At 73.2% G+C, this 17,454-nt stretch carries 14 protein-coding genes; 4 read left to right on the top strand and 10 right to left on the bottom strand.

The window, feature by feature from the left end:
• Nucleotides 1-3 precede the first annotated feature (3 nt).
• Nucleotides 4-3,636: a hydantoinase B/oxoprolinase family protein gene (locus tag ACIF6F_RS06620; RefSeq protein WP_399942080.1), complete on the top strand. Its 3,633-nt coding sequence runs from the start codon at nt 4-6 to the stop codon at nt 3,634-3,636.
• 72 nt (nt 3,637-3,708) lie between these two features.
• Complete coding sequence (locus ACIF6F_RS06615; protein WP_399942077.1) at nt 3,709-3,921, top strand: acyl carrier protein; 213 nt, start codon at nt 3,709-3,711, stop codon at nt 3,919-3,921.
• Nucleotides 3,922-3,961: 40 nt separating this feature from the next.
• Here the strand turns inward: ACIF6F_RS06615 and ACIF6F_RS06610 are convergent, their stop codons facing one another.
• From ACIF6F_RS06610 to ACIF6F_RS06575, 8 genes are all read right to left on the bottom strand, one after another.
• Nucleotides 3,962-4,462: a flavodoxin domain-containing protein gene (locus ACIF6F_RS06610; protein WP_399942074.1), complete on the bottom strand. Its 501-nt coding sequence runs from the start codon at nt 4,460-4,462 to the stop codon at nt 3,962-3,964.
• Nucleotides 4,459-4,917 carry an Hsp20/alpha crystallin family protein gene (locus tag ACIF6F_RS06605; protein ID WP_399942071.1) on the bottom strand — a complete coding sequence of 153 codons (459 nt, stop codon included), beginning with the start codon at nt 4,915-4,917 and terminating at the stop codon, nt 4,459-4,461. Before ACIF6F_RS06605 ends, ACIF6F_RS06610 begins: the two co-directional genes overlap by 4 nt.
• Before the next feature lie 160 nt (nt 4,918-5,077).
• Nucleotides 5,078-5,728: a helix-turn-helix domain-containing protein gene (locus ACIF6F_RS06600; RefSeq protein ID WP_399942069.1), complete on the bottom strand. Its 651-nt coding sequence runs from the start codon at nt 5,726-5,728 to the stop codon at nt 5,078-5,080.
• A 177-nt stretch (nt 5,729-5,905) separates the two neighbouring features.
• Entirely contained in the window at nt 5,906-7,636 is a 1,731-nt protein-coding gene (locus tag ACIF6F_RS06595; RefSeq protein ID WP_399942066.1) for a GAF domain-containing protein, read from the bottom strand.
• 103 nt (nt 7,637-7,739) lie between these two features.
• Nucleotides 7,740-7,991 carry a DUF1918 domain-containing protein gene (locus ACIF6F_RS06590; RefSeq protein ID WP_399942063.1) on the bottom strand — a complete coding sequence of 84 codons (252 nt, stop codon included), beginning with the start codon at nt 7,989-7,991 and terminating at the stop codon, nt 7,740-7,742.
• 2 nt (nt 7,992-7,993) lie between these two features.
• Entirely contained in the window at nt 7,994-10,570 is a 2,577-nt protein-coding gene (locus ACIF6F_RS06585; protein WP_399942061.1) for a cation-translocating P-type ATPase, read from the bottom strand.
• A 7-nt stretch (nt 10,571-10,577) separates the two neighbouring features.
• Nucleotides 10,578-11,441 carry a universal stress protein gene (locus ACIF6F_RS06580; protein ID WP_399942058.1) on the bottom strand — a complete coding sequence of 288 codons (864 nt, stop codon included), beginning with the start codon at nt 11,439-11,441 and terminating at the stop codon, nt 10,578-10,580.
• Nucleotides 11,438-12,346 carry a universal stress protein gene (locus ACIF6F_RS06575; protein ID WP_399942056.1) on the bottom strand — a complete coding sequence of 303 codons (909 nt, stop codon included), beginning with the start codon at nt 12,344-12,346 and terminating at the stop codon, nt 11,438-11,440. The genes ACIF6F_RS06580 and ACIF6F_RS06575 overlap by 4 nt, the downstream gene beginning before the upstream one ends.
• 313 nt (nt 12,347-12,659) lie before the next feature.
• Between ACIF6F_RS06575 and ACIF6F_RS06570 the strand changes: the two genes are divergently transcribed.
• Together ACIF6F_RS06570 and ACIF6F_RS06565 are read left to right on the top strand one after the other, a co-directional pair.
• Nucleotides 12,660-13,529 carry a universal stress protein gene (locus tag ACIF6F_RS06570; RefSeq protein ID WP_399942053.1) on the top strand — a complete coding sequence of 290 codons (870 nt, stop codon included), beginning with the start codon at nt 12,660-12,662 and terminating at the stop codon, nt 13,527-13,529.
• A 14-nt stretch (nt 13,530-13,543) separates the two neighbouring features.
• Nucleotides 13,544-14,149 carry a CBS domain-containing protein gene (locus ACIF6F_RS06565; protein WP_399942051.1) on the top strand — a complete coding sequence of 202 codons (606 nt, stop codon included), beginning with the start codon at nt 13,544-13,546 and terminating at the stop codon, nt 14,147-14,149.
• A gap of 18 nt (nt 14,150-14,167) precedes the next feature.
• Here ACIF6F_RS06565 and ACIF6F_RS06560 read toward each other — a convergent pair whose 3' ends face one another.
• Nucleotides 14,168-16,849 (bottom strand): cation-translocating P-type ATPase, encoded by a 2,682-nt coding sequence (locus tag ACIF6F_RS06560; protein ID WP_399942048.1) that lies wholly within the window; start codon nt 16,847-16,849, stop codon nt 14,168-14,170.
• A complete protein-coding gene (locus ACIF6F_RS06555) occupies nt 16,842-17,438 on the bottom strand; it encodes a hypothetical protein (RefSeq protein ID WP_399942046.1) in 597 nt (198 codons plus the stop codon). Before ACIF6F_RS06555 ends, ACIF6F_RS06560 begins: the two co-directional genes overlap by 8 nt.
• Nucleotides 17,439-17,454: the final 16 nt, after the last annotated feature.

Below are 17,454 nucleotides of genomic sequence, written 5' to 3'. Positions count from 1 at the left end.
TCCATGCACTCCGGCACCGCCAGGGGCCTGCAGTTCTGGATCGACCGGGGCGGCACGTTCACGGACGTCGTGGCCCGCATGCCGGACGGGCGACTGCGCAGCCTCAAGCTCCTCTCCGTGAACCCGCTGCGGTACCGCGACGCCGCCATCGCGGGCATCCGGACCGTCCTCGGCCTTGCTCCGGACGAGCCGATCCCCGCGGACGCGGTCCAGAGTGTCCGCATGGGCACCACCGTGGCGACCAATGCCCTTCTGGAGCGCACCGGCGAACGCACGCTGTTGGTGATCACGCGAGGCTTCCGCGACGCCCTGCGCATCGGCTACCAGAACCGCCCGTCCCTGTTCGCCCGTGAGATCGTCATGCCCGAGGCCCTGTACGAGCGGGTCGTCGAGGTGGACGAGCGCATCACGGCCGAGGGAGAGGTACTCCGTCCGCCGGACCTCGACGCGCTGGCTGCCGATCTGCGGCGCGCGTACGACGACGGCTTCCGCTGCGCCGCCGTGGTCTGCCTGCACAGCGCCCTGCATCCGGCGCACGAGCAGCTGATCGGGCGGCTCGCAGAGAGCACCGGCTTCACCCAGGTCTCCCTGTCCTCGGCCGTCGGACCGCTCACCCGGCTCGTCCCGCGAGGCGAAACCGCCGTCGTCGACGCCTACCTCGCCCCGGTGCTGAGCCGGTACGTACAGCAGGTGGCCGCCGAACTCCGCGGTGTCCGGCTGATGTTCATGCAGTCCAACGGCGGCCTGGCCGGGGCGGACCACTTCCGCGGCAAGGACGCCGTCATGTCGGGCCCCGCCGGCGGCATCGTCGGCATGGCCCGGCTCTCCCAACAGGCCGGTCACGACCACGTCGTCGGTTTCGACATGGGCGGCACCTCCACCGACGTCTCACACTTCGCCGGTGAGTTCGAGCGCGTGTCCGTCGCCCAGGTCGCCGGAGTACGCCTCCAGGCGCCGATGCTGGACATCCACACCGTGGCGGCCGGGGGTGGCTCGGTCCTGCGCTTCGAAGGCGGCCGCTACCGCGTCGGTCCCGACTCCGCCGGCGCGGCTCCGGGCCCCGCCTGCTACCGGGCAGGCGGGCCGCTGACCGTGACCGACGCCAATGTGATGCTCGGACGCATCCCGCCCGCCCATTTCCCGCGCGTCTTCGGCCCGAACGGCGACCAGCCCCTCGACGAGGGTGTCGTACGTCGCGAGTTCACCGGTCTCGCGGCGCGGATCCGGGACGCCACGGGTGACCCGCGGACCCCGGAGCAGGTGGCCGATGGCTTCCTCCAGGTCGCCGTCGCCAACGTGGCGGCCGCCGTCAAGCGGATCTCGGTCCAGCGCGGCCACGACGTCCGGCAGTACGTCCTCACGACGTTCGGCGGTGCCGGGGGCCAGCACGCCTGCGCCGTGGCGGACTCCCTCGGTATCCGTACCGTGCTCGTACCGCCGCTGGCCGGAGTCCTGTCCGCCGTCGGCCTCGGACTGGCGGACATCTCGACCGTCCAGGAGCGCTCCGTCGAAATGCCTCTGGCCGAAGGCAGCATGGCGCGGGTGGAGATCCTGGCGGACGAGCTCGAAGCGGCCGCCCGGGCCGTGCTGCGCGATGAGGACGTTCCCGAGGACCGTGTTCGTCTCACGCGCTCCGTCCGGCTGCGCTATGACGGTACGGACACGTCCGTGACGGTACCGCTGGGAAGAGCGGGCCCCATGGCCGATGAATTCGCCGAACGGCACCTCGCGCTCTACTCGTTCCTGCTGGACCGGCCGGTGGTGGTGGACGCCCTGTCCGTCGAGGCCCGGGGGCTGGCTCAACAGACCGACCTCGGCCGGCTCACGGCCTCGGAAGACCCCGGCGGGGACGAGGCTCGCACCCTCACCACGCGCCTGTACGCCGAGGGGGCGTGGCGGTCGGTGCCGCTGTGGGAACGCGACCGGTTGAGGCCCGGATCCGTGGTCCGGGGCCCTGCCGTGATCACGCAACAGGACGCCACCACCGTCGTGGACCCCGGCTGGGAGGCCACCGCCACCGAGCTCGGCCACCTGCGCCTGGACCGCGCCGCCGCCCCCGCGGCCGCCGACGTCGACACCCGGGCCGACCCGGTCATGCTGGAGATCTTCAACAGTCAGTTCGTCTCCGTCGCGGAGCAGATGGGTGCCCGCCTCGCGGCCACCTCCCAGTCGGTCAACATCAAGGAGCGGCTCGACTTCTCCTGCGCCCTCTTCGACCCCCAGGGCAACCTGGTCGCCAACGCCCCGCACATCCCCGTCCACCTCGGCTCCATGGGGACCGCCGTCCGCGAGATCGTCCGCCGCCGCGCCGGCACCATGCGCCCCGGCGACGCGTACGCGGTCAACGACCCGTACCACGGCGGCACGCACCTGCCCGACATCACCGTGATCAGCCCGGTGTTCGGGGAGCAGGGGACGGCCCAGGGAAACCGCGTCCTCTTCTTCGTCGCCTCCCGCGGCCACCACGCCGAGATCGGCGGCCTCACCCCCGGCTCCATGCCCGCAGACAGCCGCCGCATCGACGAGGAAGGCGTTCTGTTCGACAACTGGCTCCTGGTCCAGGACGGCAGGCTCCGCGAGCGGGAGACCCTGGCCCTCCTCACCGGTGCCCGCCACCCCTCCCGAGCCCCCGCAACGAACCTCGCCGACCTCCGTGCCCAGATCGCCGCCAACGCCAAGGGAGTGGAGGAAGTCGATCGGATGATCCGCCACTTCGGCCTCGACGTGGTCCAGGCGTACATGCGGCACGTGCAGGACAACGCGGAAGAGGCGGTCCGCCGAGCCCTCGACACCCTCGACGACGGCTCCTGCCGCTACGAAACCGATTCCGGCGCCGTGATCGCCGTCCGCGTCACCGTCGACCGCGCACGGCACACCGCGACCGTCGACTTCACCGGCACCTCACCCCAGCTCGACTCCAACTTCAACGCCCCGACCTCGGTCGTCACCGCCGCCGTGCTGTACGTCTTCCGTACCCTCATCGACCGGGACATCCCCCTCAACGACGGCTGCCTGCGGCCGCTGCGCATCATCACCCCGCCAGGCTCCATGCTCGCCCCCGCTCCCCCTGCCGCCATCGTCGCCGGGAACGTCGAGACCTCCCAGGCCGTCACCGGAGCGCTCTACGCCGCACTCGGCGCCCAGGCGGAGGGCAGCGGCACCATGAACAACGTCACCTTCGGCAACGAACGCCACCAGTACTACGAGACCGTGGCCTCCGGTGCCGGAGCCGGCCCCGGCTTCCACGGGGCCTCGGCCGTGCAGACCCACATGACGAACTCCCGCCTCACCGACCCCGAGGTGCTGGAACTGCGGCTCCCGGTGCTCGTGGAGGAGTTCTCGGTTCGTGCGGGCAGCGGCGGCGCGGGCCGCTGGCACGGCGGCGACGGAGTCGTGCGCCGGATCCGCTTCTGCGAGCCGATGACGGTCAGCGTCCTCTCCGGCCACCGGCGTGTTCCGGCGTACGGAATGGCCGGCGGCGAGCCCGGAGCTCTGGGCGCCCACCACGTCGAGCGGGCGGACGGCACGGTCGTCCCGATGGCGGGCTGCGACTCCACGGCCGTCGGGCCCGGGGACGTGTTCGTGCTGCACACACCGGGCGGCGGGGGCTACGGCAGCACGGTGACCCCGCCGTGAGGCGCCTGGAGTGGTCCGAGCGGTCCCCGCCCGGTACCGTTCGGCCCTCCCCGGACAGGGTGCGTGTGACGGATGGTGGTTCTCGCACCCCCATCTCGCCTCGTGACGGACGAGGAGCCGCGACTGGAGATGGACTCGCTGGACTTCCTCAGCTTCGTCGAGGTCCTCAGCGGCAGGACGGGCCTCGCTCTGCCGGAACAGGACTACCCCGCGCTCACCACCCTGAACGGCTGCGCGGAGTACGTGAGCGCTCGCACCACCGGACCGCAGGGGGACGCTCCCTGAGCGGAGCGGCGGCGGGTCGGTTCGGTGACCCCACGACCGGTCAGGCGGCCGCGAGTTCGCTGCTGATGTGGTGGGCCCAGGTCTGGATCCGTTCCGGGTTGCGGAAGTCGCCGCCCTTGCCGTGCCGGACGAGGGCCTTGGCGATGAGGCCCGGTGTCTTCGCGGTGATGCTGCCTCCGAACGTGATGTGTTCGCGGGCGCCCAGCCGTTCCATCTGCCGGGCCACGGCCGGCACCGGCGGGATCTCCTGCTGCTCGGCAGAGCTGTCCACCGGGCCGCTGCTGAACAGCCAGACGGGACGGTGCTTGAGCTGGTGCTCGTTGCGTTCTGCGCAGTGCAGGGCCTTGCCGCTCCAGCGGCCGGCGTACAGGGACCCGCCGAGGACGACGGCGTCGAAGCCGCGGACGTCGTCCACGGCTTCCGCCGGGAGGACCACGGCGTGAAGACCGTCTTCGCGGAGGGTCCTGCCGATCTCCGCCGCTATGCCGGCGGTCGCGTTGTGCTTGCTGCCGTAGGCGACCAGCACCCTCTTGGCGGTCACGGCTTCTCGCCCGTCCCCGGGTCCTGGGAGCGCTTGACGGGGATGCTGCGGCTGCCGGCCGGGGGCTCGGTCTCCATCGGGACGCGGACGGTGAGGATGCCGTCCTGGTAGGCGGCCTCGACTCCTTCGGCGGGAATCCGGCCGGGCAGGCGCACAGTGCGGCGGAAGGACCCGTAGCGGAACTCGGAGTGGTCCTTGTCCTCCGTGCTTTCCGTGTGCTCGGCGCCGACGGTGAGGGTGTCGCCGTCGACGGTGATCTCGATGTCCTTCTCGGGGTCCAGCCCCGGCATTTCGGCGCGGAGCGTGTACGTGCCCTCCTTGCTGCTCACCTCGATCGGGATCGGATGGGCGTCGAGGGCCGACCGCCACATCGGGAAGCGCGGGAAGTCGGCTCCGAACCAGTCGGTGAGGTCGGGGAAGAGGCTGCGCCTCCGCTCCATCTGCTTGCCTGACATGGGGTGCTCCTGGATCTCCGGCGCCGTGCGACGGCGCCTTCACGGGCTTCTGCCCCCACTGTCGGCCTGCCGGCCCAGGATCCGCTTGGGCCTGTCGGGGCAGCGACGGGATCGTTCGGCCCCGGTGCGCCGCCGGGGCGGGGACGCCGCGTAGACCGCATCACGCGCGGCCCACCACGCGGCGACCCGTGAGCCGGACCGGGGCGAGTCTCATCCAGTGGGTACGCGTGCCGCCTGCCCAGGGCTCGTAGTGGGCGGCTGCGGCCCTGCCGTCCAGTTCCTCGGGGTCGGACGCCGCCTGGAGCAGCCCCACGGCCAGCACGCTCCACCCCTTTGCCGACACGTCGTCGATCCGCTCCACCTCGAAGGCGGCCTCGGTGCCCGCGGCCCGTGCCAGCACGGTGTCGGCCGCGGTCCGGAAGGCCACGTCGCCTTCGACCACCAGGTAGTTCACCGGGTGGACGGCGGGACCTTCGGAAGTGAAGACGGCCACCCGCCCGATGCCCCGGACGCCGAGCAGCCGCCGGCACTCCTCCTCTTCCAGAACGACCGGGTGAGCGGTTCCGTCCGGCGCCCTCGCCGCCGGCCGACGATCGCCATCGCGATCGGAACCCGTGCCGGCCAGGTCGTCGACGGTGGTGCCCAGCGCATCGGCCACCCGTACCAGCGTCCCGATCGCCGGCAGGGCGGCATGCTCCTCCAAGGAGGCGATGTAGTGCGCGTCGGCACCGCAACGCTCCCCGAGCTCCTCGCGACTCATTCCGGCCGCGGTTCGGCGGGCGGCGAGCCGCCGCCCCAGGTCGGTGGTCATGGCGTCAGCCCTCCTCGGGGGACCAGGTCGCCGCGTCGTGCCGCGGTCGGGCGGGACGCGCCGCGTTCCTTTCCCCGGTACCGCCATGCTGGGCCGGCACCAGGCCTCTCCGCATGGGCCGGTCGGTCCCCATGCCGGGCCGGACCTGCCCACCGCCGCCCCGGGGAGCAGGGGCGGTCACAGCGTCGGCGGGGCCAGCGGCACCTCCCACTCCAGGCGGGTGCCGCGCGTCGCACCCCCCGGGCTGGTGACCTCCATCCGGCCTCCGAGCTTCTCGGCCCGTTCGGCGAGGTTGCGCAGTCCGCTGCGACGGCCACCCTGGGGCATGCCGACGCCGTCGTCGGTCACAGTCAGCGTCAACACCCCGTCCGCCGCGACGATGGAGACCTCCGCACGCGCGGCCTTCGCGTGCCGCGCGACGTTGCTGAGGGCCTCGCTGAGTGCGGCGAGAGCCTCGTCGGCCACGGCCGGCGGCACATCGGTGTCGATCAGCCCTTCCATGCGCAGGGCCGGGGCGAAGCCGAGGCCGGCGGACACCTCGTCCAGGGTCTGGACGGATCGGGAGCGCAGGTTCGCACCGGTCGCAGGTGCTTCGTGCTCGCGAAGTCCGAAGATCGTGGACCGGATGATCTTGATGGTGGCGTCGAGGTCGTCGACGGCGCGGCCGAGCCGTTCGGACACCTCGGGATGCTCGGCGAACCGCTGGGCGCTCTGCAGGGTCATGCCGGTCGCGAAGAGGCGCTGGATGGCCAGGTCGTGGAGGTCGCGGGCGATGCGGTCGTGGTCCTCCAGCATGCTCATCTGCTCGGCGTCGCGGCGTCGGTCGGCCAGTTCCAGGGCGAGAGCCGCCTGGCCCGCGAATCCCGGCAGGGAGGCGACTTCCGCGCCGGCGAACACCGGGCGGCCCCGACGCCTGGCCAGGATGAGCACGCCGCTCAGCCGCTCCTTGGTGCCCACGGTGACGGCGACGGTGGGGCCGAAGCCCGTCCAGCGTTCGGGCTGCACCGTGACCCGCTCGTCGGACTCCACGTCCGTGACCGTGACGATGCAGTCCTGGGCCAGGGCGGCTTCGGCCAGGGTTCCCCGGGTGCTGGGAAGGACGATCCCCCGGTGTGCTTCGGCACCCTGCCCCAGAGCGATGGAGCCGCGCAGTTCGCCGGCGGCACCGAGCAGGTAGAACACGCCCATGTCGGCGCCGGTGATGTCCTTCACGCGCTCGAGCATGCCTTCGAGGACCTCGTCCTCGGGAGTTCCGGAGAGGAGGGCACTGGTGATCTCGGAACTGGCTGCCAGCCAGCGCTCCCGCAGGCGGACCTCCTCGAAGAGGCGGGCGTTCTCGATGGCGATGCCGGCGGCCACGGCCAGGGTGGAGAGGACCGCCTCGTCCTCGGCGTCGAAGTCCGCACGCCCGCGCTTCTCGGTGAGGTAGAGGTTGCCGAAGACCTCTTCCCGGACCCGGATGGGGACCCCGAGGAACGAGTGCATCGGCGGATGGTGCGCAGGGAAGCCGTACGAGGCCGGGTGCTCGGACAGCTCGGACAGGCGCAGGGGCTCGGGGTGCCGGATCAGCTCGCCCAGGATGCCGTGGCCCGAGGGCAGGTCCCCGATCTGTGCCCGGAGGTCGTCGCCGATGCCGACGGGAAGGAACTCGGCGAGCCTCTTGTCGTCGCCGATCACACCGAGAGCACCGTACTCGGCGTCCACCAGCACCACGGCGGCCTCGACGATGCCGCGCAGCACCTGCGGCAGATCCAGCTCCCGGCCGACCGACATCACGGCCTCCAGAAGGCCGTTCAGCCGGTCCCGGGTGCCCCTGACCTCGTCGATCCGCGCCTGGAGCTCGTCGAGCAGCTCATCCAGCCGCAGCCGTGGCATGCCGCTCGCGGCAGGCTGACCGCCTGCGCCCATGTCCCACCTCCGGCCCGCAACAACGATGGGAGGACCACCTGTCCACCGTAGCCCCGGCCGGAGGAGCCTTCCTGCTGGGTCAGGAGCCACCGGGCTCCCGGGGCTACTTCCCGGCAGCTTCGTGCGCCGCCGTTTCGTGGAGGTGCCGGACACGGGCGTCCGGCCCCGGGAAGAACACCGTCGTACGGCCCGTGTCCGACCAGCGGACGTCGTACGGCGGGGTCCCGTCCGGGTGGTGCAGGGCGACGACCTCCCCGTCCCGGCCGGGCTTGCCGACGGCGGGGCCGCCCACGACGATCTGGTCGCCGATCTCGGCGTGGACACCGGGTCCGCGTTCCGACGCGTAGGTGTTCATGATCATGCCTTTCTGCGGAATGCGCCCCGCAGGAGCCGGGCCGCCACGAAGGCCGCGAGAGCGGCGGCCGCAGCGAGCCAGACACCCGTCCAGCCGACGGGCTCGGTGTCCAGGAGGGACTGCAGGGCGGGAAGGTGCAGGGCCGCCATGGCCAGCGCGGCGGATCCGGCCACGGAGGCCGGAAGGAAGAGGTTGGCCCTGGTCAGGAGGCGGGCCCGCAGGCCCAGGGCCACGCCCAGCTGGGCCGCGAGGAGGGCCAGGAAGAGCACGCTCTGCCAGGGCAGGTCCAGGGCCCGGGCCGCGATGCCGGCGAGCAGGCTGACCGACGTCACGGCACAGGCCAGGACGAGCAGGCGCTGCCACACGCCGGCGGCCAGGATGTGCTGGCCGGGCGGCCGCGGCGGGCGCCGCATGGCCTCCGGAGCCACGGGCTCGGCGCCCATGGCGACGCCCGTGAGGCCATGGGTGAGGAGGTTGATCCACAGGATCTGCCCGGCGCGGAGCGGCAGGGCCAGGCCGAGCAGCGGACCGATCAGCATCACGAGGATCTCGGCGGCGCCGCCGGCCATGGCGTAGACGAGGAAGCGCCGGATGTTGTCGTACACCCGGCGGCCTTCCTCCACGGCCGTGACGACGGTGGAGAGCTCGTCGTCGGTGAGGACGAGGTCGGCGGCCTGCCGGGCGACCTCGGTGCCGCGGGCGCCCATGGCGACGCCGATGTCCGCCTGCCGGAGGGCGGGACCGTCGTTGACGCCGTCGCCGGTCATGGCGGTGACGGCGCCGTGTGCCCGCCAGGCGCGGACGATGTCCAGCTTCTGCTGCGGGTTGGTGCGGGCGAAGACGCGTACGCCGGTCAGGTCCGTGTCCGGCGCGGCGGCCAGTTCGGGGCCGGTGAGCACCTCACCGGCCTGCCCGTCCTCGACGAGGCCGGTGCGCTCGGCGATGGCACGTGCTGTCGCGGGGTGGTCGCCGGTGATCAGGACGGAGGTGATCCCTGCGTCCCGGCAGGCCGCCAGGGTCGCGGCGGCAGCGGCCTTCGGCGGGTCGCTGACGGCGATCAGGCCCAGCAGGTGAAGTCCCTGCTCGGCCTCGGCGGCCGGCAGGCGCCACAGGAGCCGCTCTGCGCCTGCCACGGCCAGGACGCGGAACCCCCGCGCGGCCAGCGCGGCGGCCCGCTCGCGGGCCCGGGTCAGCACTTCGGGGGGGTCTGCGAGCACGAGCGGGGTGAGGACGGCCTCGGGAGCCCCCTTGAGGCAGACGAGCACGTTTCCGTCGGGCAGGTGGTGCAGCGTGGTCATCCGCTTGCGCAGGCTGTCGAAGGGAGCTTCCGCGATCCGGGGACAGGCCCGGCGCAGCTCGGCCCGGGTGGGGCAGCCGGCTTTGGCTGCGGCGGCCAGCAGAGCGGCCTCCATGGGATCGCCCACGGCGCTCCAGGCGTCCGAGCCGGGCCTTGGCGGCGTGAGGCTCGCGTCGTTGCACAGGGCGGCCGTGGTGAGCAGTTCCCGCAGTGGCCGGAGCTCCTCGGGCGTCAGTGCGTGTCCGGCACGGGTGAGCTCGCCCTCCGGCTGGTAACCGCTGCCCGACACGTCGGCGGCGCCGGAGGGCGTCCAGACGTGCTGGACGACCATGCGGCCCTCGGTGAGAGTGCCCGTCTTGTCGGTGGCGAGGACGCTGACCGAACCCAGGGTCTCGACGGCGGGCAGACGGCGGACGAGCGCGCCCCGCGCGGCCATCCTGCGGGCGCCCAGGGCGAGGGCGAGGATGACCACGGCCGGAAGGGACTCGGGCACCGCGGCGACCGCCAGGCTGATGGCCGTGACGGCCATCGTGCTCGGTGCCAGGCCGCGCAGCAGGCCCAGGGCGAAGACCAGCACGCACAGGGCGATGGTGACGCCGGCCAGGACGCGCCCGAGGGAGGCGAGCCGGCGCTGGAGCGGCGTGGGGTCGTGGCCGCCGTCGAGCAGTGCGGCGATCCGGCCGAGGGCACTCGCCGGGCCGGTGGCCGTGGCGGTGGCAGTGCCCCGGCCCCGTACGACGACGGTGCCGGCACTCACCGGCTCGCCCGGAGCCTTGTCGACCGGCTCGGACTCGCCGGTGAGCATGGACTCGTCCAGCAGAAGCGCGGACGCGTCCGTGAGGTCGGCGTCCGCGGCGACGATGTCGCCCTCGCCCAGCAGCAGGGCGTCGCCCGGGACGACGAGCGCCGCCGGGACCTCGTGCGCGGCTCCGTCGCGCAGCACCCGGGCGTGGGGGGCGGAGAGCGCGGAGAGCGCGGCGACGGCCCGGTCGGCACGGACCTCTTGCGCGACCCCTACGGTGGTGTTGAAGACGATCACCAGTCCGATGACGACGGCGTCCGGGTGGTCCCCTATCGCGATGGTCAGGAGTGCGGCCCCCAGCAGCACCATGATCAGCGGATCGCGGAGCTGGGCCAGCACCCGGCGGTACAACGGCGTCGGCGGGGGCGGTGCCACCTCGTTGCGGCCGTAGCGGACCAGCCGGCGTTCGGCTTCGGCCTGCGACAGCCCCGGCCGGCCGGGGGCTCGGACGGGCGGTGCCTCGGTCGCGCTGCCGGTCATGCCGGCCTCACCCCTCGGGGACGGTGATCACCGGGCAGTGCGCCCGGTGCAGCAGTCCGTGCACCGTGGAACCGACGCGCATGCCCGTGTAGCCCCCGCGGCCGCGGCGGCCGACGACGACGGCCAGCGCGTGCTCGGCCGCCCGTGCCAGTTCCTCCACCGGGTGGCCGACCGGGACTTCGTGGGTGAGCCGCACGTCCGGGTACGTCCCGGCCAGTCCCGCGGTGGCCTCGGCGAGCAGGGCCCGCTGAGCGCGTACGGCGCCTTCCTCACCGTGCAGCGCGAGGACGGGGGGCTGCCACGCCGAGACGGCGCGGACGGCCGCGCCGTGCAGATCGGCTTCGTCGAAGGCGAACCGGAGCGCTGTGACCGAGGCGGCGCTGCCGTCGACGCCGGCGACGATGTACGGCGGCTGCTGGGTGGTGTGCGCGGCGTCGCCCACGACCACGACCGGACACGGGGCCCGGGCGGTCACCGGGACCACGAGCGCCCCGGCACTGAGCACTTCCGCCACTCGGCCGAGGTGCCGGGAGCCGAGTACGACCATGCGGGCGTGCCCGGCCACACCGGCGATCACCGGGGCGGGGAAGCCGCCCCTCAGGTCCTCGGTCACCGCCAGCTCCGGATGCCTGTCACGGACCCACTCCCGGGCCTGCCCGAGTCTCTCGGCACCTGCCCGTCGCAAGGCCGTCTGCCGTGGGGTGTCATCGGCGTGGTGCACCTCGTGCCGGGGTGGCACGGCGAGCACCAGGCGCAGCGGGAGGTGGCGCAGGTGGGCCTCGTCGGCGGCCCAGGCCAGGGGAAGGTGCCAGTCCCGGACCGGGTCGATGGCCACGAGGATGTCCCGAGCACCCTCCCGGGGGCCCGTCATGACCGGCTCGCGGAGTCGGTTCCCGCGCGGGGGACGAGGAGCACGGGGCAGTGGGCGTGGTGCAGCACGCTGTGGGTGGCCCCGCCCAGGTTGCGGCCGAGTCCGAACGGGGCGGGGGCCCTGCGGCCGCCCATGACGAGCAGGTCGGCCCGGCGGGACGCCTCCACGAGGACTCCGGCCACGGACCGGCTCTTCGTCGCGTCACTCGCGACGGTCAGGTCGGGGAACTCGTCGTGGATCGTGTCGGTGACGGCCTCCAGGGCCGAGGCGTGCTTGCCGGCGATCCCGTCCACGTCGTCGAGCAGGGGCGCCACGTCACCGACCGACTGGAGGATGTTCCACACGTGCAGCAGCCGCAGGGAGGCCTTGTGCAGTTCGGCCTCGCGGGCGGCGTACCGGGCGCACACGAGGTCGTGCTCGTCCCGGACGGCGGCGAGGACGGTGCCGTGCTCCACCGTCTCGTCGACGTCGCGGACCACGATGACGGGGGTCTTGGCCCCGGCTGCCGTGTTGAGGCCGACGGAGCCGAGCATGAGCGCGTGGAAGCCGCCCAGGCCGCGGTTGCCGACCACGATCGTGCCGTGCAGGCCGCCGGCCCGGTGCAGGCTGGTGACGGCGTCCGCGCGACTGAACTCGGTGGTCACCTGAAGACCGGGGTGCTCGGAGGCCACGGCCTTCGCCGTGTCGGCCAGGAGTTCCCGGCCGGCGGCACGGACCTTCTCGATGGTCTCCGCGGACACGTACAGCGCCCTGCCGTCCGTGTCCGCGCCGTACACGATGTGCAGGGGGCGGCCGCGGCGCACGGCCTCGCCGGCGGCCCACAGGGCGGCGCGGCGTGCCGGCTCCGAGCCGTCCACGCCGACGACGACCGAGCTGGTGTCCGGGGTACGGAGGGTGCTTTCCACGGCTACTCCCAACCGAGAATCCGATGGGGGGACACCACCCACGCTGTCACCCGGGGTGCGGTGGGGAAGAGGGCCGCCCGGGACCGCTCGCCGGGACCAATGGGCCCATTCCGCGGTGCCGGCCCGTCCCGCCCCGGGCAGAGTGGTCCCTCCGGCACCTGGAGGGGCCCGTTCGGCCCTCGTTTCGCTCTGCGCCGCGGCGGAGGGTGGGTGTCACACGCCCAACAGCCACGCGGTGGTCTCGGCTGCCGGCCCCGCTGGGCACGCGATGCCGTGGTGACGGCCGGTCCACCGCACGAAGGAGCTCGTCGTCATGAAGAACCATGTAGCGGTCGGGGTCGACGGTTCCGCCGAGAGCCGGGCGGCCGCCCGGTGGGCCGCGCAGGAGGCCGCTCTGCGGCAGGTACCCCTGCGGCTCGTGCACGCCGTCGACTGGCCGCTGGACCCCGTCCTGCCGGGCGTGGGCAGACCGGACATGGACCGGTGGGCCGACGAGGCCCTGAGCGAGGCGGCACGGGAGCTCGGCCGGCGCCATCCGGACCTGGAGATCACGACCCGCTGCCCGAAGGCCCGGCCGGCGGCCGCCCTCGCCGCCGAGGCTGCCGACGCGGCCCTGCTGGTCCTCGGATCGCGCGCCGTGGGCGGCCTGGTCGGCTTCCTCGTCGGCTCGGTGGCACTGTCCACGGTGGTCGCCACCGACACCCCCGTCGTCCTCGTCCGGGTCGCCGACGACCCGGACGGCCCCGGCACCGGTGCCGCCGCCGATGTGGTCGTCGGCGTCGACATCCACGAGGCCGGCGACCGCGTGCTCGCCTTCGCCTTCGAGGAGGCGGAACGGCGCGGATGCCCGCTGAGGGTCGTGCACGGCTGGAAGATGCCGCCCGCTTACGCGTACGTCCCCTTCTTCGACCCGGAAAACGAGCGGGACATCGGACGGAGCGTCACGCACATGGTCGACGACATGCTGCTGCCGTGGCGCCACAGGCATCCGGGCGTGAACGTCACCACCGGCGTGTTCATGGGATCCGCGGGCGAGCGGCTCGTCCAGGCCTCCCAGGGGGCAGGACTGGTGGTGGTGGGCCGCCACCTGCGGCGCTCGCCCCTCGGCGTTCACCTGGGCTCCGTCGCCCACGCCGTCCTGCACCACGCGGCAGCGCCCGTGGCCGTCATCGCCCACGCCTGAGAGTGGAAATGGTCATGGCACACCTGCACACGGTCGACGACGTCATGACCCGCGTCGTGGTTTCCGTCGGCCACGACACCGCGTTCAAGGACGTCGTGGAAGCGATGCGGAGGTGGCACGTCAGCGCCCTGCCCGTGCTGGCCGAGGGCGGGCGGGTGATCGGCGTCGTCTCCGAAGCCGACCTGCTGCTCAACGCTCAGGACACCGACCCGGACCGCGCGACGACCGCGGAGCGGATGATGACCCGGCCGGCCGTGACGGTGGCGAAGGACGACCCCGTCACTGCCGCCGCGCGGCTGATGGCACGCGGCCACCTCAAGCGCCTGCCCGTGGTCGACGGCGACGGCCGCCTGATCGGCGTCGTCAGCCGCGGGGACCTGCTGAAGGTCTACCTCCGCCCGGACGCGGACATCGGCGCCGAGATCCGTGAACTGCTCGCGTACCACCTCCTCCCGCACGGCTCCGCCGAGGTCGACGTTCACGTGGCCCAGGGCGTCGCACACCTGCACGGGTCCCTGCCGGATCCCGCGCTGGAAGACGTGGTGGTCCGCGCCGCCGGCACCGTGCCGGGGGTCGTGGGCGTCAAGGCCGACTTCACGGTCCGGGGGTCCGCCCCCTGAAGCTGAAGGGGGCGCCCGTCATGAGGCGGCGGCGTCGCGGAGCCGGCGGCGGGACCAGCGGCGGATCTCGTCGGTTCCCCAGACCAGCGGCGGGAACGCCGCGATGAGGAGGACGACGTCCAGAGGCAGGGCCGCGGTGCCGAACAGGTGCTGGAGCGGGGGCGCGTAGACGAGCGCGGCGGTGAAGGCGAGTTCGAACGCGATGCCGGCGAGCAGCAGGGAGTTGGTGAAGAAGCCGATGTCGCGCAGGGCGGCGTGGTCGGTGCGTGCGGCGATCGCGGTGCCGACCTGGCAGGCGACGATGCCGGCGAAGGTGGCGGTGGTCGCGGTGAGATAGGCGTCGTGGAGCGGGGTGCCCGGGCCGGTCGGGTCGCCGGGCTGCCATCCCGCGCGCCACAGGACGTAGAGGAACGCGGCCATGACCAGTGCGGCGGAGACGGTGCCGAGCCAGCCCCAGCTGCGGACCAGCATGTCCTTGCTGATCACGCCCTGGCTGCGGGGCCGGGGTGGCCGGTTCATCAGCCCCGGCTCGGCACGTTCGCGGCCGAGGGCCAGGGCCGGGAGGGTCTCGGTGCCGAGGTCGATGGCGAGGATCTGGAGCACGGTCAGGGGCAGGGGCACGGCTCCGCCGGAGAGGGCGAAGACGAGGAAGGGGACGACCTCGGGGGTGAGGTGGGCGAAGATGTAGACGATGAACTTGCGGACGTTGTCGTAGACCCGGCGCCCGGACTCGATCGCCGTGACGATGGTGGCGAAGTTGTCGTCCGTCAGCACCATGGTCGACGCCTCGCGGGCCACGTCGGTGCCCGAGCGTCCCATTGCCACGCCGATGTGGGCGCGGTGCAGGGCGGGAGCGTCGTTCACGCCGTCTCCCGTCATGGCCACGATCTGCCCGTGGCTGCGCAGGGCGTCGGCCACCTTCAGCTTGGTCTCGGGCGAGGAGCGCGCGAAGACGATCTCGGTGTCCGCCTGCCGGAGGAGGTGGTCGAGGTGGTGGTCGTCGACCGCCTCGGACTGCGCGATCACCCGCAGCTTCGGCACACCGATGCCGACGGCACGCGCGATCGAGGCGGCCGTGGCGCCGCTGTCACCGGTGACGATGTGCACCGTCAGGCCCGCCTCGTGGCAGCGCCGGACAGCGGCCGCGACTTCCGGGCGCGGCGGATCGTAGAGGCCGACCAGCCCGAGCAGGTGCAGCTCCCGCTCAGCCTGCTGACGCCGTGCCGGAGGCTCGGCACCGGTCGGCAGCTCGTGCACCGCCACGGCCAGCACCCGCATGCCCGCCGAGGCCAGCGCCTCGGCGGCGTCCCGTGCCTCCCGGACCGGCTCCCCACCCGTCAGCAGTGACAGGACCGCTTCCGGCGCACCCTTGACGACGACGCGCAGGCGGCCGTGGCCGGTCGCCTGGACCACCGACATCAGGCGCAGGCGGGGGTCGAAGCGGAAGCAGGCCCGTCGGTGTGCGTCCCGGTCCGCCGGGTCGAAGGGCACCGCCGGCTCCGCGGCTGCCTCGGCCAGTGCGATCTCGGTCGGATCGCCGTGCAGCCGGCCGTCGGTCTCGCGGATCACGGTGGTGCACTCGGCCGCCGCCCGGATCAGCTCGGCGCTCCGGGGCCCTGCCTCCATGAGGTTCTCGGGCGTCCAGAAGCCGTGCAGGCGCATCTCGTTCCGTGTGAGGGTGCCGGTCTTGTCGGTGCAGATGACGTTGGTGGAACCGAGGGTCTCGACGGCGCTCAGCCGCTTGATCACCGCTCCCTGCCGAGCCAGCACCCGGACGCCCACCGCGAGCGCGAGGGTGATGGTGGGCAGGAGCCCTTCGGGCACGTTGGCGACGAGCAGGCCGATCGCGAACATCAGCGAGTCGGTCACCGGCAGGCCGACCGCCACACCTGCCACGAGGAACACCGCTCCCATCGCGACGGCGACCGCCGCGATCAGCCAGGCGACCTTCTTGACCTGCTTCTCCAGCGGGCTCGGCTCCCTGCGGGTGCGCTGGCTGAGGGCGGCGATGCGGCCGAGTTCCGTGTGGTCGCCGGTGGCGAAGACGATCGCCTGCGCCTGTCCTTCGGTCGCGCTGGTGCCGCTGAAGACGAGGTTCGGCTCCTGGAGCACCGGTACCGCCTGCAGACCGGGACCGGCCAGGCGTTCGACCGGTGTGGACTCGCCGGTGAGCATGGACAGGTCGGCTTCGATGCCTCCCTCCGTCAGGCGGGCGTCCGCGGGGATCCGGTCGCCTTCCTCAAGGACGACGAGGTCTCCGGGGACCAGGTCACGGGCGGGGACGTGCTGTGGCCGACCGTCGCGGATCACCTGTGCCTGGGCCGGCAGGTAGTGGGCCAGGGTCTCGACGGCCCTTTCGGCCTGTCGTTCCTGGACGAGGGCGAAGCCGGCGTTGACGAGGATGATCGCGACGATCGCCCAGCCGAGCACCTCGATGGCGGCGATGAAGGCGAGGGCGGCCGCCGCCCAGAGCAGCAGCGCCAGGGGGTGGACCAGCTGCCGCAGGAGTTCCCGGAGGATGCTTGGCCGGGTGGTGCGGCGGACCTCGTTCGGCCCGTAGACCGCCAGGCGCCGTTCCGCCTCCCGGCTCGACAGACCCAGCGGCCCGGTGTGCAGCTCGCGGCGGAGCAGCGGAAGGGGTTCGAGGGGATCCGGCGTGACGTCCGGCGTGAGATCCGGGCCCACGGCGCGGTCAGCCATCGTCCGCTCCCTGGCCGGGCCGCAGGCGTCCGGACCACAGGGGCTCGACGGCCTCCCACTCTGTCTCCCAGGCCCGAGCGCTGCGTGCGTCGACGATCCGGAGCCCGGCGTGGACCACGAGACCGGAGACGAGCAGGATCCCGGTGAGCGCGCCCATGCCGAAGCCGACCGCGTCCAACGCGACGTCGGCCCTCCCGGGAGGGGCGGTGGCCGCGTTGCCGACGTCGTCGACCCAGATCCGGACGGTGTCCCCCTTGCGGGTGCCCGCCGGGACCGGGACGGTGCCCGTGTGCGAGCGCTCCGGGGGGTCGTGCCAGGTGGCGGGAGCAACGGTGACGGGCGTGCCGCTCGGCCGGGCACCGGCCCGGTAGGTGGTCTCGCCGACCGTGACGGCCCGGACTTCGTGCCGGTGGCGGGCGACCGTCTCGGCTGCGCGGCTGCTCTCGGTCCAGGCCGCCCGGCCGACGGCGACCCCGCAGACCACAGCGATCAGGCAGGCCACGGCGAAGGCGGCACGCAGACGGGTGCGGGTGCGGTCGGCCTTCCGCCGCAGCGGGTTGGTCCCCCGTCCCCTCGTCCGGTCGTCCATGGCGCACCTCCGCGCT

It is taken from the genome of Streptomyces sp. NPDC086023, assembly GCF_044540325.1.
GTDB lineage: Bacteria > Actinomycetota > Actinomycetes > Streptomycetales > Streptomycetaceae > Streptomyces.
This window is presented reverse-complemented; position numbering and strand designations above follow the sequence as displayed.

Excerpts from the sequence above, each read along its gene's own strand:
- ACIF6F_RS06620 (WP_399942080.1), top strand. The coding sequence starts at position 4 with ATGCACTCCGGCACCGCCAGGGGCCTGCAGTTCTGGATCGACCGGGGC.
- ACIF6F_RS06615 (WP_399942077.1), top strand. The coding sequence starts at position 3,709 with ATGGTGGTTCTCGCACCCCCATCTCGCCTCGTGACGGACGAGGAGCCG.
- ACIF6F_RS06605 (WP_399942071.1), bottom strand. The coding sequence starts at position 4,917 with ATGTCAGGCAAGCAGATGGAGCGGAGGCGCAGCCTCTTCCCCGACCTC.
- ACIF6F_RS06600 (WP_399942069.1), bottom strand. The coding sequence starts at position 5,728 with ATGACCACCGACCTGGGGCGGCGGCTCGCCGCCCGCCGAACCGCGGCC.
- ACIF6F_RS06595 (WP_399942066.1), bottom strand. The coding sequence starts at position 7,636 with ATGGGCGCAGGCGGTCAGCCTGCCGCGAGCGGCATGCCACGGCTGCGG.
- ACIF6F_RS06590 (WP_399942063.1), bottom strand. The coding sequence starts at position 7,991 with ATGAACACCTACGCGTCGGAACGCGGACCCGGTGTCCACGCCGAGATC.
- ACIF6F_RS06585 (WP_399942061.1), bottom strand. The coding sequence starts at position 10,570 with ATGACCGGCAGCGCGACCGAGGCACCGCCCGTCCGAGCCCCCGGCCGG.
- ACIF6F_RS06580 (WP_399942058.1), bottom strand. The coding sequence starts at position 11,441 with ATGACGGGCCCCCGGGAGGGTGCTCGGGACATCCTCGTGGCCATCGAC.
- ACIF6F_RS06570 (WP_399942053.1), top strand. The coding sequence starts at position 12,660 with ATGAAGAACCATGTAGCGGTCGGGGTCGACGGTTCCGCCGAGAGCCGG.
- ACIF6F_RS06565 (WP_399942051.1), top strand. The coding sequence starts at position 13,544 with ATGGCACACCTGCACACGGTCGACGACGTCATGACCCGCGTCGTGGTT.
- ACIF6F_RS06560 (WP_399942048.1), bottom strand. The coding sequence starts at position 16,849 with ATGGCTGACCGCGCCGTGGGCCCGGATCTCACGCCGGACGTCACGCCG.
- ACIF6F_RS06555 (WP_399942046.1), bottom strand. The coding sequence starts at position 17,438 with ATGGACGACCGGACGAGGGGACGGGGGACCAACCCGCTGCGGCGGAAG.